We start from the raw sequence: 14,406 nt of genomic DNA, 5'->3' as shown, positions 1-14,406 counted from the left end.
TGCGGGTCGTTGAGCGAGCGAAGCGAGACGAAACGGGTTGAGCGAGCGAAGCGAGCCGAAGCCTCAGGCCGGCGCGATCCAGGCCGTGGCCTCACCAGGCAGCAACTGCCCGTCAAGAGCGAGGCTCGAGAGCACGACGTTCGCAGCATCCGCCGCCAGGTCGAACGGTTCCTCCCCGAAGTTCGTCACGATCTCCCAGCCGTTCGGCCTCGCGAAGCGCAGTACGTCGGCGCGCCCGGTGTCGGTCCAGACCAGCGCTTCCTCCGCCTGCAGCAGATGGCGCAGGCGCAGCGCGTCACGGTAGAGCGAGAGCGTCGAAGACGGATCGGCCGCCTCGACATCGACGGCGTGCTCGGCGAACCAGGCCGGCTGCGGCAGGTGCGCACCGTCGGCGCCGAATCCGAACGAGGATCCGGATGCCGTCCATGGCAGGGGTACACGGCATCCGTCTCGCCCGAGACCGTCGAATGAGGCGCCGCGGAAGAACGACGGGTCCTGCCGCTGCTCGGCCGAGATCGCCGCGACCTCGTGCAGTCCGAGCTCCTCGCCCTGGTAGAGGTACGTGCTGCCGGGAAGCCCGAGCAGCAGCAGCGTCGCTGCATTGGCCCGCCGCGCACCACGTGCGCGATCGAGCTCGTCCTCCGGACCACCTGCCGCGACCCACTCGACACCCTGCTTGCCCGGACGCCCGCCGAGGGGAGGCAGCCCGTAACGGGTGGCGTGCCGCGTGACGTCATGGTTGGAGAGCACCCAGGTCGTCGAAGACCCGGTCGCCCGCGCCTGCTCGAGGTTGTCGGCGATGATGCGGCGGAACTGGTCGGCAGCGAAGTCTGCGACGAGGAGGTCGAAGTTGAACGCCTGACCGAGGCCCTCGGCTGAGGCGTACTTCGCGCGTCGCTCCGGCGTCTCGACCCAGGCCTCGGCGACCGCGGTGCGCGGCGGGTCGTACTCATTGAAGACCTTCCGCCACTCGGCGTAGATCTCGTGCACCTCGTCGCGGTCGGCCAACGGGTGGCGGCCAGAGGACCGGTCGAGCAGCTCCAACTCGGCGCGGGACGGCAGCGGCTCGGTGAGATCCTTCGTGAGCATGTGTGCGACGTCGATGCGGAATCCGTCGACACCGCGGTCGGACCAGAAGCGCAATGTCTTCAGGAAGTCCGCGCGCACCTCGGGGTGATCCCAGTTCAGATCCGGCTGCTCGGTGGCGAAGCTGTGCAGGTACCACTGCCCGTCCTCGACGCGCTCCCACGCGGGTCCGCCGAATGCGGCACCCCAGTCGGTGGGCGGCTCAGCGCCATCGGGGCCCTCGCCATCACGGAAGATGTACCGCTCACGCGCATCCGAACCGCGGCCTGCGGCGAGCGCCTCCTGGAACCACTCGTGCAGGTCGGACGTGTGGTTGGGGACGATGTCGACGACGACGCGGATGCCGCGTTCGTGCAGCGCCGCGACCATGGCGTCGAAGTCCTCCAGCGTGCCGAGCCGCGGATCGACGTCGCGATAGTCGGCGACGTCGTAGCCGCCGTCCGCGAGCGCCGACGGGTAGAACGGACTCAGCCACACCGCGTCGATGCCGAGCTGCGCGAGATAGTCGACGCGGGAGACGATGCCCGGGATGTCGCCGAGTCCGTCGCCGTTCGCATCCGCGAAGCTGCGCGGGTAGATCTGGTAGACGGCGGCCTGACGCCACCACGCTGCTGTCTTCTCGTCTTCGCGAGTCTCGGTGAGAAGCGGATCGGTCATGACGGGTGGTGCTCCTTCTTTCTTGCGGTGGTCTTGCAGTGGTCTTGCGGTGGTCTTGCGGTGATGGTGCGGTGCGGGCCCTTCGACAGGCTCAGGGACCGGTGGTCATGATGTCAGCCCTTGACAGCGCCCTGCGTGACGCCCTCCATGACGAAGCGCTGGGTGAACAGATACGCCAGGATCGCCGGGGCCATCGCCATCAGATACGAGGCGAACGAGACGTTGTAGTTGTTGCTGAACTGCGTCTGGAACAGGTTCTGCCGCACCGGCAGTGTCTGCAGTGCCGGGTCGGAGATGATCAATGACGGCATCATGAAGTCGTTCCAGGCGTACAGGAACGCGAAGATGCCGACCGTGGCGCTCATCGGGGCGAGCAGCGGGAAGATGAGCTGCCAGAAGGTCTGCCAGGTCGTCGCGCCGTCGATTCGGGCGCTCTCCTCCAGCTCGATCGGGATCGAGCGCAGGAAGGCGGTGAACAGCAGCACGCTGAAGCTCAGCTGGAACATCGTCGCGAGGATGATCACGCCCAGCGGGTTGTCCAGGCCCACTCGCCCCGTCAACTGGATCTGCGGCAGCGCCACCACCGGGAAGGGGATGAACATCGCCGCGAGCAGGTAGAAGAACGAGTAGCGGAACAGTCGCCGATCCCAGTTCCGCACGATCGCGTACGACGCGAAGGCGGCCAGCAGGATCGTCGCGATCACAGTGCCTGCCGTCACCAGCAGGGAGATCGCGGCGCCGACCGGGAACTTCGTGAGATTCCACGCCTCGACGAACCCGTCGATGCTGAACGGCGCGGGAAGCGAGAAGGCGTTGCCGTCGACCGCCTGCCCCGTGGTCTTGAACGCCATCGAGATCGTGACGTAGAGCGGCAGCAGCACGGTGACAGCGCACAGGATCAGGATGATCGTGCCCGACCAGTTGACGCGCTCCATGCGCACACGCGGCTTCTTGCCCGAAGTGGGGATGGTGGTGAGCGTCTGCGTCGACATCAGAGCGCATTCCTTCCGCGAGTCAGCGAGAGTTGGAGGAGCGAGATGAGCACGGCGACGATGAAGAAGATCGTCGCGTTGGCCATCTGATAGGCGTAGTCGCCGCTGTTGAAGCCCGCGATGATCGTCATGGCGACGCTGCGGGTCGCTGTCCCAGGGCCGCCGTTGGTGAGGCCGACGATGATGTCGTAGGCGTTCAGGAATCCCTTGAACCCGAGGATCACATTGATCACGACGTACCCCGCGACGAGCGGGATCGTGATGCGCGTGAGCTGCTGCGTCTTGCTCGCACCGTCGATGCTCGCCGCCTCGTACACGTCGTTCGGCACGGAGAGCAGGCCGGCGATGTAGATCAGGAGGGCACCGGGAACGGCCTGCCATGCGGTCACCACCACGATCGCCACCCAGGCGAGGTCGGGGTTGGCCAGCAGACTCGTCTCGAGCCAACCGATGCCGGTGGCCGCACCAGCGGCAGGAATCGAGTTCGAGAACAGGAAGTTGAACACGTAGGCGATGATGATGCCCGAGATCACCATCGGGATCACGAAGATCGTGCGCAGCCCGGTCTTGAAGCGGATGCGGGAGGTCAGTCCCACAGCCAGGAGGAATGCGATCACGTTGACCACGATCACGGTGGCGATCGAGAAGCCGAACGTGAAGAGGTAGCTCTGCAGGATCGCCGGGTCGCCGAACATCGCGATGTAGTTGGTCAATCCGTTGAAGCTCCACTCGCCGATGCCGATCGAGTCCGTGAAGCTGAAGAAGATCCCCATGACGGCCGGAAGAGTGATCGCGAGAGTGAACAGCACGATGGTCGGTAGCAGGAACAGGTAGTAGATCGGCTCAACTCTTCGGGTGTGCCGACGGAGCCTGCGCCCCTGCCCGGTGACGATGGCGGTCGTGTCCGTCGTCGGGCTGTTCGGCCGCGTGATGTTCGCGGATGCGGTGGTGCTCACGGTGCGGACTCCTCTGTCTCGCCGGCGGCCGCATCGCCTGTGGTCGGGATCGGCGCGCGGAAGGCGATGCGAGCCCAATCCGCGTCCATGGTGCGCAGCGTCGAAGTGGTCGAGGCGCCGAGCACCATCGCCTGCGCGTAGTTCATCACCGGGATCGTCTTGGGCACGAGGACCGATGGCCCCTGATAGATCTGCCCGTTCTCGTAGTACTCGATCATCCCCTCGATCCGCGGATCGTCCGGGGCCGGAGCGTCCTTGGTCGGGGTGAAGCCGAGCTGTGACGCGTTGTACTCCTCGATGTTCTCGGGGAGGTACAGATACTCGAGGAAGTCGCGTGCCGCCTCCTGGTGCTTCGACCCTTCCGGGATCATCGCACCGAGGTCCATGTTCACGCGCACGCCGAGGTCGGCCGGATCATCGGTGGTGGGCAGTGGGAAGGTGCCGAGCTCGAGGTCGGGTGCGGTCTTCGCGATCTCGCCGAATGCCCACGGCCCTTGCATGTACATCGCCGCCTCACCTTTGCTGAAGGCGAGGTTGCCATCGCCGTAGCCTCGGCTCGCGGCATCCGCATTCGTGTAGTCGTCTGCGAGCTGCATCATCTGCTCCATGGGCTCGGCGAACTCCTTCTCGAACGAGACTTCGGAGTCGGGTCCGACCGCGGCGCCTTCCGCCGCCATGGAGTCGAAGAAGTCAATCGTGTCGACAGAGCCGCCGATCGCGTAGTCGTACCAGCCCTGCCCGACGGTCCAGTCGTCCTTGAACGTGCCGTAGAACGGGTCGATACCCGCCCCTTTCAGCTGGTCGCAGAGCGCGATCAGCTCGTCCCACGTCTGCGGGACCTCGAGCCCCTGCTCCTCGAAGATCTCCTTGTTGTAGATCACGGAGGCCGCCATCACCGAGTAGGGCAGGGCGCTCGTGCGACCCTCGCACGATCCGTACTGCTCCATGAGCGGCTGCAGATCGTCTCGGATGCTGGCCGCGGCATCCGTATCGGAGAGATCGATGAGGGCGCAGCGCTGCACGAAGCGCGCGATCTCGTAGTTGTAGTTGCCGAGGATGAGGTCGGGCGGGTTGCCGCGCACGAAGCTGGCCGAGATGACGTCAGGGCCTGACGTGTCGATCTCGACGTGCACGTCGTCCTGAGACGAGTTGTACTCGGCGACGAGATCCGTCATGAAGGGGATCGCCTCGCGTTTGTTGAACGTGAAGCGGATCGTCTCCGCACCTGAGCCGGCCGCACAGCTCGTGAGGGCGGCCCCTACCATCGCTAGGCCGAGAGCCCCGGCGGTCATCCGCAACGCCCGTGTTCGTTTCTCAGACACCATCGTCCTTCCGATCTGTAGATCGACCCACTAAATCTAGCGAGCGAATCTACTCTGCCGAGAGGTACTCTCTCATTGGAACGTCAGGAAGGTCAAGGGGTGTGACAGAAGTCTCGAGAGGTCTCGGAACCGGACGCGCGAGCGTCGGCGCCGTGCTCGACTTCGCCTGGGACGCCGGCGAGTTCACCGCCAGCGACGTCATGGCCAGCACCTCGCTCACGCGTTCCACCGCGATCGATGCGATCGAAACCCTGGTCGGCGCCGACATGCTGCATGAACTCCCCAACGCCCGCGCCGCCGGGAGCTACCGCTCCGGTCGCCCCGCACGGCGCTTCGCCCTCTCCCCCGATCTCGGCGTCGTCGTCGGGATCGACGCCGGCGACACGCACCTCGCCGTGACCGTCGCGGATCCGCTCGACCGCACGCTCGTGCATCATCGGGTGGAGATCTCCTCGGACCAGTCGGCCGACGAGCGCAGGGGCACGATCCTCGAGCGGCTGCGTGCAGCGCTCGAGGAGGCGGGCATCCTCCGCGACCGTGTGCTCGCGCTCTGCGCCGGCGTCGCCGCCCCCGTGAACCGCGACGGCGTCTCGCCACCGCATCCCGACGGTTTCTGGGAGCGGACGAACCCCGGCCTCGCCGACGCACTGCGCGACTGGGCTCCCGTCGTGGAGATCAAGAACGACGCGCAGCTCGCTGCGATCGCCGAAGGCGCGGTCGGAGCGGCGATCGGATGCCGCGACTACGTCGCCCTGCTCGCCAGCGAGCGCTTCGGCGGTGGAGTCGTCGTCGACGGGCACGTGCTGCACGGTGCGCACGGCGGCGTCGGCGAGAGCATCGTGTTCGACCACATCGTGGGTGTCGGCTCGGCCTTCGGGCTCAGATACGCCGTTCAGGATCAGGTTCGCGCCGCGGTCGAGAACGGCGAGATCACGGTCGACAGCGCCCTCGGACACCTTGCCGGTAGGCGGCACATCGACCCACGCCTCGTGCTGACGCTCGCCGCCTCGGGAGACGCCGACGCCGTGCGCATCACCGACCGCGTCGGCGCGACCCTCGCGCGCGTCGTCGGAGTGCTCGGCAGCATGTACGACCCGTCGCGCGTGATCGTGTGCGGGGCGGTCGCCGAGAGCATCGAGCCCGTGCTCGCCGCAGCCCGGCGCATCCTCCCCGATGAGCTTCATCTGCCGGCGCCGGAGATCCTCGCATCAACGCTGGGCGCCGAGGTCGTCTCCGTCGGGGCCATCGCGACCGCACGTCGTGCGGCGCGCGAGCGGGCGGTGCCCCGACTGGCGGAGCAGCGGCTCAGCGAGCTCGCCTAGCGGCGATTTCTCGTCACTCCGAGGCATCTCGCAAGTCGAAGCGGTAGGCGATCCCATCGCTCTCGCGTTGCTGCCCCGCCACAAACCATTCCTGCCCCTCGGGAGCAGGATGCTCCTCCGCATAGGCGGCGAGTATCTGCTCTTCCACAGAGGACTGGGCCTGTCGCCCAACCCACGCGTTGAGGTCATCAGCAAAGTTTGACATCAGTAGACGCCCCTCCCTTGGTCGTTCAACGAGGTCTCACATCAGTCCACCAGCAGCGCGGGCTCTTCCAGGATGGAGGCGACGTCGGCGATGAAGCGGCTCATGCCGTCGCCGTCGATGACGCGGTGATCGAAGGACCCTGCGACCGTGGTGACGTACCGCGGACGCACCTCGCCGTCGACGACCCACGGCTTCTGGCTGATCGTGCCCATCGCCACGATACCGGCCTCGCCGGGGTTGATGATCGGGGTGCCGGCATCCATCCCGAACACTCCGATGTTGGTGATCGTGATCGTGCCGCCCTGCTGATCGGCAGGTGGCGTCTTGCCCTCGCGTGCGGTCAGGGTGAGGCGGTTGAGCGCCCGCGCGAGCTCTCGCATGTTGAGGTCCTGCGCGTCCTTGATGTTGGGCACGAGCAGCCCGCGCGGGGTCGCCGCGGCGATGCCGAGGTTGACGTAGTGGCGCACCGATATCTCGGCGCCGCCCTCGGTCTCGACCCAGGCCGCGTTGACCATCGGGTTGCGGCGTACGGCCCAGATCACGGCGCGCGCCACGATCAGCAGCGGCGACACCTTGATGTCGGCGTAGTCCGCTGAGGTCTTCAGGCGCTTGACGAGCTCCATCGTGCGCGTCGCGTCGACTTCCTTCCAGACCGTGACGTGCGGCGCGGTGTACGCGCTCTGCACCATGGCGGAGGCGCTGACCTTGCGCACGCCCTTGACGGGGATCGACTCGGTGCGCGCATCCGAATCGTGAGCAGCCGATGCGGCGACCCCGCGAGCGAGCCCGACCGGTGCGCTCTTCGGCGCCACGGTCTCCTCGCGCACTGCGCCCCACTCCGGAGTCTCGATGTTGCGGAACACGCTCGCCTGCGAGGCCTGCTTCACCACGTCGTCGCGGGTGACCTCGCCGTCAGCGCCTGTCGGGCTGACCGAGGACAGGTCGACATTGAGGTCGCGGGCGAGCTTGCGGATCGGGGGCTTCGCGATGACTCCCACCGACGAACGCACCGGCCGCACGGCGGCACGGGTACGACGAGAGGTCGCGCCGGCGCCGGTGCCGTAACCGACGAGTACCGAGCCGCCGGCCTCCTCCGCAGGAGCAGCGGGCTGCGGGACTGCAGCGGGCGCAGCATCCGATACGAAGCTGATGATGGGGGTGCCGACCTCGACGGTCGTGCCCTCGCCGACCAGCAGATCGCCGACGACGCCGGAGTACGGCGACGGCAGCTCGACGAGAGACTTGGCCGTCTCGATCTCGCAGATCACGTCGTTGATCGCGACGTCGTCGCCGGGGGCGACCTTCCACGTGACGATCTCGGCCTCGGTCAGCCCCTCGCCGACATCGGGGAGGTTGAAGTTCTGCGTGCTCATTGCGGTGTGCCTTTCGCTCGGGCAAGCCATTTCGACTCGCTGCGCTCACTCAATGCGTTTCGTCTCACTTCGTTCGCTCAACGACCCGCGGGATTCGGCTCACTCAAGTTCAGTAGGCCAGTGACCGGTCGACGGCCTCGAGGATGCGGTCGGCATCCGGGAGGAAGGTGCCCTCGAGCTTCGCGGGCGGGAACGGGGCGTCGTAGCCCGACACCCGCAGCACCGGAGCCTCGAGGGCGTAGAACGCGCGCTCCATCACCGTCGCGGCGATCTCGCTGCCGACACTCGTGAAGCCCGCAGCCTCCTGCGCGTAGACCACACGACCGGTCTTGCGGGCCGAGTCGAGGATGGGACCGTAGTCGACCGGCGACAGCGAACGCACATCGACGACCTCGCAGCTCGTGCCCTCGCTCTCGGCGAGCGCGGCGGCCTGCAGGAGTGTCGTGACTATGGCCCCGTGACCGACCAGAGTGACATCCGTGCCGGTGCGCACCACGCGCGACGAGTGCAGCGGGGCCGCGGACTGCTCCAGTTCGACCTCGCCCTTCTGCCAGTACTTGCTCTTCGGCTCCAGGAAGATGACCGGATCGTTCGAGGCGATGGCCTCCTGGATCATCCAGTACGCGTCATTCGGCGTCGACGGCGACACGACCCGCAGACCAGGGGTGTGCGCGAAGTAGGCCTCGGGGCTCTCCTGGTGATGCTCGATCGCACCGATGTGCCCGCCGTAGGGGATGCGGATCACGATCGGCATCGAGAGCGCACCCTCGTGCCGGTTGGTGATCTTCGCCAACTGCGAGGTGATCTGGTCGAATGCCGGGAACACGAAGCCGTCGAACTGGATCTCGCAGACCGGGCGGAAACCCGCCATCGCGAGACCGATCGCCGTTCCCACGATGCCGGACTCCGCGAGCGGCGTGTCCAGCACGCGCTTCTCGCCGAAGTCGCGCTGCAGGTTCTCGGTGATGCGGAACACCCCGCCGAGCTTCCCGATGTCCTCGCCCATCAGCAGCACGCTCGGGTCGTTCTCCATGGCCTTGCGCATGCCGGCGTTGAGGGCCTTGCTCAGCGGCATCGTCTCGAGCGTCATGCGTAGGCTCCCGGCTGCTCGAAGGATGCTTCGTACTGCTCGCGCCAGGCGCGCTGCTCATCCATCAGCGGATGCGGTTCGCTGTAGACGTGATCGAAGATCTTGTTCGCCGGCGGCGACTCGATCGCGAGTGTGCGGACGCGGAGATCATCCGCAGCATCCGCAGCCTCGGCATCCACGTCGTCGAAGAGCGATCCGGCGGCGCCGCGCCCCTCGAGGAAGGTGCGCATGCGCGGGATCGGATCCCGCAGCTCCCACGAGCGCTCCTCGTCGCTGGTGCGGTACTTCGTCGGGTCGTCGCTGGTCGTGTGCGCGCCGAGGCGGTAGGTCTCCGCCTCGATCGCGCGGGGACCCTTGCCCGCGCGCGCCTCGTCGAGCGCGACGCGCGAGACGGCGTAGCTTGCGAGCACGTCGTTGCCGTCGACGCGGATGCTGTCGATGCCGTAACCGGCGCTGCGCTGCGCGAACGGCACCCGGGTCTGCGTCGCGACCGGAACGGAGATCGCCCACTGGTTGTTCTGCAGGAAGAAGACCGTCGGGGTCTGATAGCTGGCGGCGAAGACCATCGCCTCGTGCACGTCGCCCTGACTGGATGCGCCGTCGCCGTAGTAGACGATCACGGCTTCATCGCGCTCCGGATCGCCGGTGCCGGAGCGGTCCCCGAAGTTCAGGCCCATGGCGTAGCCGGTGGCGTGCAGCACCTGAGAGCCGAGCACCAGCGTGTACAGCCGCGTGTTGCCGTTGGCGGGATCCGTCGGATCCCAGCCGCCGTGCGAGATTCCGCGCATCAGCTTGATGATGCCGATCGGATCGACGCCGCGGATGCGTGCGACGGCGTGCTCGCGGTACGAGGGGAACAGCGTGTCCTGCGTGCGCGCTGCGCGGGCGGATCCCACCTGCGCCGCCTCCTGTCCGCGACTCGGCGGCCAGAGCGCCAACTGTCCCTGGCGCTGCAGGTTCGTGGCTTGATTGTCGATGGCGCGGATGACGACCATGTCGCGATAGAACTGCTCGAGCTCTGCATCACTGATCGCTTCGATCAGCGGCAGATACTGCTCGGCGGCAGGACTGGGCGCGAAGCGGCCATCCGCCTCGAGGACGCGGACAAGATCGGTCTCTGACGAGGTCACCGTCTTACGCTATCCGAGCCGGCATGCCCCGTCACGCATACCTAGGGCGCCCTCGTATCTGCCCGGAGCCCGGAGAAGCCGCTGGTCAGCGGACGGTGGACGCGACGTGGAGCACCCGGTCGATGGAGGGCTCCTCGCCGACGGAGATGCGGATGCCGTCACCCGAGAACGGCCTGACGACGATGTCGGCGGCCACGAACGCAGCGGCGATCTCGTCGGTGCGCTCCCCCGTGGGCAGCCACACGAAGTTGGCCTGACTCTCCGGCACGGCCCAGCCCTGCGCGCGCAGCGCGCTCACCAACGCCACGCGGCGCTCGACGATCACCGCGACCCGGTCGAGGAGTTCGGCCTCGGCGTCGAGGCTGGCGATCGCGGCGGTCTCAGCAGCGGCCGTGACGGACAGCGGGATGCCGGTGGCCCTGGCCGCATCGAGAACCTTGGCGTGGCCGATCGCATACCCGACCCGGAGGCCGGCGAGGCCGTACGCCTTGGAGAACGTGCGCAGCACCACGACGTTCGGGTGCCGCTCGAACACGCGGGCGCCGAGGCCGTCGACCGCGTCCTCCGCCGTGACGAACTCGGCGTACGCCTCATCCAGAATGACCAGTACGTCGGCGTGCACCCTTGCGATGAACGCCGCGAACTCTGCGCTCGTGATGATCGGGCCGGTGGGGTTGTTCGGCGTGCACAGCAGAACGGCGCGGGTGCGATCGGTGACGGCATCCGCCATCGCGTCGAGATCGTGGCGACCCTCGGCGGTCAGCGGAACCTGTACGCCGGTCGCGCCCGCGACGAGAGGCAGCCCGGGATAGGCCTCGAAAGAGCGCCAGGCGTACACGACGTCATCGCCGACGGATGCCGCGGCCTGCACCAGCTGATACAGGATGGCGACGCTTCCGCTGGCGACATGCACCTGGTCGAGCTCGACGCCGTAGCGCGCCGCGAGACGCTCGCGCAGACGGGTGGCAGTGGCGTCCGGATAGCGGTTGATCGGCGTGGTGTGCGCGAGCGCCTCGAGCACCGACGGCAGGGGCTCGAACGGGTTCTCGTTGCTGGAGAGCTTGAAGGCATCGGGGCCCGCCTGCTTGCCCTGCCGGTACGGCGCGAGGGCGGCGATCTCTGGGCGGATGCGGGGAAGGATCGGCTCGGTCACGAGGTCAGTCTAAGGACTCAGCGATCATGCGGGTGATGAGAGCGATCATCAGATCCTTCTCCTTGGGGTCGCTCATGCACACCTTCTGGCGACTTCACTCGATACCCGACCGACAGGATCATGTCGAGGTTGTAGTGCTCGACCTGTCGCTCGACAATTCGATCGCCCTCGGTGGCAACTGTCGCAAATTTTGCGACAGTTGGAATCCCCTCCAACTCCTCGCGCCGTGCATTACTCACGTGCTTGCCGATGGTCTTGACGTCGCGGCCGAACAACGACGCAAGCTGCTGTCGCGTCAGCCAGACCGTTTCACCGTCGGCACGAACCTCAAGGCGCGTCGCGCCATCCGGCGCTGTGTATATCTCCACCTTTGGCATGCGGTTGGCGTTCATGACATCACGCTAACTGCTGCCACCGACAGCGCCGAGGAGTTCCGCTCGCACATCCGGTGACAACCAACACCCATCATGCGAGACTGAATCCACAATGCGCTTCATCATCAGAGTCGTCATCAACGCGTTCGCCCTGTGGGTCGTCACGCTGATCCCTGCGCTGCAGGTCGCGATCATCGCGTTCCCCCCTGGCGAAACGCTGCAGCTGGTGCTCACGCTGCTCGCCGTCGGCGCGATCTTCGCGCTGGTCAACACGATCATCGGCACGGTCGTGAAGATCCTGGCGTTCCCGCTCTACATCCTCACGCTCGGACTCATCGGCCTCATCATCAACGGCTTCCTGCTGTGGCTGACCGCGTGGATCACATCCGGTTTCGGCTGGGGCCTGACCGTTGGCAACTTCTGGTGGGGCGTGCTCGCGGCGATCATCATCTCGATCATCAACGCCGTGTTCGGCGGGATCCTCCGCCCGCAGAGGAAGCAGCGCCGCGACTGATCGCTGCGCGTCATTCCCGCCGCGCGACGTACTCGGTCGATTCGATCGCCACCGCCTCGTTGAGCTCGCGTGCCTTGTCGAGCCACGCGTCGAGCCGTACGTCTCCGGACTCGTCGACCATCTCGGCCGTCTCGATATAGCTCTTCATCAGATGCGCGGGGAGGAGCACGTCGAAGGGATCGCCGTCCCTGGTCACGACCAGGCTGTCCGGTGAACCTGTACCACCGGGCGACCCTCCACCGGCGAGGCTGCTGACCGCATCGTCGGTGTGCCTGAACTCGATCAGCAGTTGGTCCTCTCGGGCCGTCGGATGCACCGGGCTGCCGGCGGTCACCTGCACCGTCACGTCGAACTCGCTCTGCGATGACAAGTAGGCGGCGTTCATGGCCGACTGCGAGTGCGCATACACGTGCACCTCGTCACCGGGTTGCGCTCCTGCCGCCTCCAATGCCTCGACGGTCGCAGCGTACGATGCCGATTCCCGGCCGGTGTACAGGTCCAGGTTCGACTTCAGATCGAACGGCTCCTTCGGATCCAGGCTCGACTGCGTCCCCTTCGCGTAGAGCACGAAACGATTCGTGCCGTCGGCCATCGTGTACTTCTCGACCTTGAGTTGCGCACCGGTGGCATCCGGGAATCGTCGGAACGCCTCAGCCAGGCTCGTCGGAGGGGCGATCGCCGCGCCCGTCCTCACAGGCGTCACCGAGACCGGCCCGCCGCTTCCGGACAGTGTCGCGTTCGGTGCAAGCCGGCCGGTACCGGTCGCTGCGATCGACGCAGCCAGGAGGAAGACCCCACCCAGATTCAGGCCGGATCCTCCCGACAAGGCGGATGGGCCGAGGTAGAGCTGCTCGCCCAGCCCCGCGAACCGCTTCTCCTTCCAGCCGGCGAGCAGCCACTTCTCCATCTCGGCCACCCGAGGATCGGACGCCTCGAGCTGCGCGATGCGCGCATCAAGCGCGAACGCCTGCGCCGTGTCCTGAATCGCGAGCGCGGCCAGCTGCGCCCTGAGCTCGACGAGTTCGTAGACGTCGGCCATCAACAGGGTGTTGGACGAAGCGGTTCCGCACTCGTCGTGCAGCACGTCCACCCGCGCCGCGCTCGCCCAGAGCGACACGGTGTCGACCTGACCGCTGAGATTCGGTGTGCCGACGATGAAGCCGTAGGCGCTGCGGATCGCGGCAGCGGCATCCGCGAGGCTCGGCGCGATTCTGCCCATGGCCTCGGCCACCGCTCGTAGCGCCTCTGGGTCGACGGCGATCGCACCGCCGTGGGTGATGTCGATGCCGTCGCTCATGACCGGCCCGCCGCCTCGAGCTCCCACAGCCGGCTGCGCAGCACGCCCAGCTCGGCCGTGGCGCGGTCTCTCAGGTCGATGATGAGGGCATGCAGGGCACGCACGCCGTCGGCCTGCCAATCACTCGCTTCCACGAGGGGAAGCAGCCCGGCTCCGGCATCGTCGAGGGCGGCGATCGCCTCATTGACGGCGCGTTGCGCCGAGAACCACCTCCAGAGGTCGTCGGAGGCCGGGGACGAGGCCGCGATGATGTTCAGCATGCGCCAAGAATGCCGCGAGCCGCCCTACGGCGAAGCGGGCTGAGGCGCGAAGCGTGCAGAGCCGACCGACTGACGCGATGGTGCAGAAAGAGAGCGTACGACTGTGCAGGAAGGATGCCGAGAGGCAGAATGGAACGCGTGACATCGCCCGAGCCCTTCCGCGTCATCTTCGTGTGCACGGGCAACATCTGCCGTTCTCCCATGGCGGAGGTGGTGTTCCGCGACCTCGCCGAACGACAGGGGCTCGGAGCTCGCATCACCTCGAGCAGCGCCAGCACCGGGGAATGGCATGTGGGCGAGCGTGCAGACGCCCGGACCATCGACGCACTCGAACGCCGCGGGTACGACGGATCCCTGCACCGCGCGAAGCCCTTCACCGCGGCATCCTTCGCCGACAACGATCTCGTCGTCGCCCTGGATCGCACCCACGAGCGCATCCTGCGCGAATGGGCGCGCGATGAGGACCAGGAGGGCAAGGTCACGCTGCTGCTGTCGTTCGACCGCGATGCCGAGAACCTCGACGTCCCCGACCCGTACTATGCGGAGGCGGCGATGTTCGACTCGGTGCTGGCTATGATTGAGACCGCGACCAGGGGCCTGTTCCGCCAGCTCGAACCCGCCCTGCGCTTCAGCCGCATGATGCCGCGCACGTTGCCCCGGAACTGAGGGGCCCGA

15 protein-coding genes are annotated in these 14,406 nt (G+C 67.0%); 3 read left to right on the top strand and 12 right to left on the bottom strand.

The annotated features are described in order from the left end of the window. Nucleotides 1-63: 63 nt before the first annotated feature. The 4 genes from J1M43_RS02175 to J1M43_RS02160 all read right to left on the bottom strand — a co-directional run bounded on the left by J1M43_RS02175 (nucleotide 64) and on the right by J1M43_RS02160 (nucleotide 5,013). Nucleotides 64-1,743, bottom strand: a complete 1,680-nt coding sequence (locus J1M43_RS02175) for a glycoside hydrolase family 13 protein (RefSeq protein WP_206475589.1) — start codon at nucleotides 1,741-1,743, stop codon at nucleotides 64-66. A gap of 113 nt (nucleotides 1,744-1,856) precedes the next feature. Next, nucleotides 1,857-2,735: a carbohydrate ABC transporter permease gene (locus J1M43_RS02170; RefSeq protein ID WP_206475588.1), complete on the bottom strand. Its 879-nt coding sequence runs from the start codon at nucleotides 2,733-2,735 to the stop codon at nucleotides 1,857-1,859. Continuing rightward, complete coding sequence (locus J1M43_RS02165; protein WP_206477290.1) at nucleotides 2,735-3,628, bottom strand: carbohydrate ABC transporter permease; 894 nt, start codon at nucleotides 3,626-3,628, stop codon at nucleotides 2,735-2,737. The genes J1M43_RS02170 and J1M43_RS02165 overlap by 1 nt, the downstream gene beginning before the upstream one ends. 59 nt (nucleotides 3,629-3,687) lie before the next feature. Then, complete coding sequence (locus J1M43_RS02160; protein ID WP_374058507.1) at nucleotides 3,688-5,013, bottom strand: ABC transporter substrate-binding protein; 1,326 nt, start codon at nucleotides 5,011-5,013, stop codon at nucleotides 3,688-3,690. A 101-nt stretch (nucleotides 5,014-5,114) separates the two neighbouring features. Between J1M43_RS02160 and J1M43_RS02155 the strand changes: the two genes are divergently transcribed. Next, nucleotides 5,115-6,335, top strand: coding sequence for an ROK family protein (locus J1M43_RS02155; protein ID WP_206475586.1), 1,221 nt, complete (start codon nucleotides 5,115-5,117; stop codon nucleotides 6,333-6,335). Between the two features lie 13 nt (nucleotides 6,336-6,348). On the opposite strand, the gene J1M43_RS02150 is transcribed toward J1M43_RS02155, so the two are convergent. The 6 genes from J1M43_RS02150 to rhuM form a co-directional block, all read right to left on the bottom strand. Then, nucleotides 6,349-6,540, bottom strand: coding sequence for a hypothetical protein (locus J1M43_RS02150; protein ID WP_033105708.1), 192 nt, complete (start codon nucleotides 6,538-6,540; stop codon nucleotides 6,349-6,351). A 41-nt stretch (nucleotides 6,541-6,581) separates the two neighbouring features. Further along, nucleotides 6,582-7,913 (bottom strand): dihydrolipoamide acetyltransferase family protein, encoded by a 1,332-nt coding sequence (locus tag J1M43_RS02145; protein WP_206475585.1) that lies wholly within the window; start codon nucleotides 7,911-7,913, stop codon nucleotides 6,582-6,584. 109 nt (nucleotides 7,914-8,022) lie between these two features. Then, a complete protein-coding gene (locus J1M43_RS02140; protein WP_206475584.1) occupies nucleotides 8,023-9,003 on the bottom strand; it encodes an alpha-ketoacid dehydrogenase subunit beta in 981 nt (326 codons plus the stop codon). Next, on the bottom strand, nucleotides 9,000-10,133 hold the full coding sequence (locus J1M43_RS02135; RefSeq protein ID WP_206475583.1) for a thiamine pyrophosphate-dependent enzyme: 1,134 nt from the start codon (nucleotides 10,131-10,133) through the stop codon (nucleotides 9,000-9,002). Before J1M43_RS02135 ends, J1M43_RS02140 begins: the two co-directional genes overlap by 4 nt. A gap of 85 nt (nucleotides 10,134-10,218) precedes the next feature. Continuing rightward, entirely contained in the window at nucleotides 10,219-11,286 is a 1,068-nt protein-coding gene (locus J1M43_RS02130) for a histidinol-phosphate transaminase (protein ID WP_206475582.1), read from the bottom strand. Nucleotides 11,287-11,303: 17 nt separating this feature from the next. After that, nucleotides 11,304-11,678, bottom strand: a complete 375-nt coding sequence (gene rhuM / locus J1M43_RS02125; RefSeq protein ID WP_206475581.1) for a RhuM family protein — start codon at nucleotides 11,676-11,678, stop codon at nucleotides 11,304-11,306. A gap of 94 nt (nucleotides 11,679-11,772) precedes the next feature. Here rhuM and J1M43_RS02120 point away from each other — a divergent pair, with 94 nt between their 5' ends. Next, nucleotides 11,773-12,174, top strand: a complete 402-nt coding sequence (locus tag J1M43_RS02120; RefSeq protein WP_206475580.1) for a phage holin family protein — start codon at nucleotides 11,773-11,775, stop codon at nucleotides 12,172-12,174. Nucleotides 12,175-12,184: 10 nt separating this feature from the next. Here J1M43_RS02120 and J1M43_RS02115 read toward each other — a convergent pair whose 3' ends face one another. Both J1M43_RS02115 and J1M43_RS02110 read right to left on the bottom strand, forming a co-directional pair. Then, a complete protein-coding gene (locus tag J1M43_RS02115; protein WP_033105702.1) occupies nucleotides 12,185-13,471 on the bottom strand; it encodes a hypothetical protein in 1,287 nt (428 codons plus the stop codon). Further along, nucleotides 13,468-13,731 (bottom strand): hypothetical protein, encoded by a 264-nt coding sequence (locus J1M43_RS02110; protein ID WP_206475579.1) that lies wholly within the window; start codon nucleotides 13,729-13,731, stop codon nucleotides 13,468-13,470. Before J1M43_RS02110 ends, J1M43_RS02115 begins: the two co-directional genes overlap by 4 nt. Before the next feature lie 129 nt (nucleotides 13,732-13,860). Between J1M43_RS02110 and J1M43_RS02105 the strand changes: the two genes are divergently transcribed. Continuing rightward, nucleotides 13,861-14,397, top strand: coding sequence for a low molecular weight protein-tyrosine-phosphatase (locus tag J1M43_RS02105; protein WP_206475578.1), 537 nt, complete (start codon nucleotides 13,861-13,863; stop codon nucleotides 14,395-14,397). Nucleotides 14,398-14,406 lie beyond the last annotated feature (9 nt).

It is taken from the genome of Microbacterium sp. KRD172 (assembly GCF_017168295.1).
GTDB lineage: Bacteria > Actinomycetota > Actinomycetes > Actinomycetales > Microbacteriaceae > Microbacterium > Microbacterium profundi.
This window is presented reverse-complemented; position numbering and strand designations above follow the sequence as displayed.

Excerpts from the sequence above, each read along its gene's own strand:
- J1M43_RS02120 (WP_206475580.1), top strand. The coding sequence starts at position 11,773 with ATGCGCTTCATCATCAGAGTCGTCATCAACGCGTTCGCCCTGTGGGTC.
- J1M43_RS02110 (WP_206475579.1), bottom strand. The coding sequence starts at position 13,731 with ATGCTGAACATCATCGCGGCCTCGTCCCCGGCCTCCGACGACCTCTGG.
- J1M43_RS02115 (WP_033105702.1), bottom strand. The coding sequence starts at position 13,471 with ATGAGCGACGGCATCGACATCACCCACGGCGGTGCGATCGCCGTCGAC.
- J1M43_RS02105 (WP_206475578.1), top strand. The coding sequence starts at position 13,861 with ATGGAACGCGTGACATCGCCCGAGCCCTTCCGCGTCATCTTCGTGTGC.
- J1M43_RS02170 (WP_206475588.1), bottom strand. The coding sequence starts at position 2,735 with ATGTCGACGCAGACGCTCACCACCATCCCCACTTCGGGCAAGAAGCCG.
- rhuM (WP_206475581.1), bottom strand. The coding sequence starts at position 11,678 with ATGAACGCCAACCGCATGCCAAAGGTGGAGATATACACAGCGCCGGAT.
- J1M43_RS02145 (WP_206475585.1), bottom strand. The coding sequence starts at position 7,913 with ATGAGCACGCAGAACTTCAACCTCCCCGATGTCGGCGAGGGGCTGACC.
- J1M43_RS02150 (WP_033105708.1), bottom strand. The coding sequence starts at position 6,540 with ATGTCAAACTTTGCTGATGACCTCAACGCGTGGGTTGGGCGACAGGCC.
- J1M43_RS02175 (WP_206475589.1), bottom strand. The coding sequence starts at position 1,743 with ATGACCGATCCGCTTCTCACCGAGACTCGCGAAGACGAGAAGACAGCA.
- J1M43_RS02140 (WP_206475584.1), bottom strand. The coding sequence starts at position 9,003 with ATGACGCTCGAGACGATGCCGCTGAGCAAGGCCCTCAACGCCGGCATG.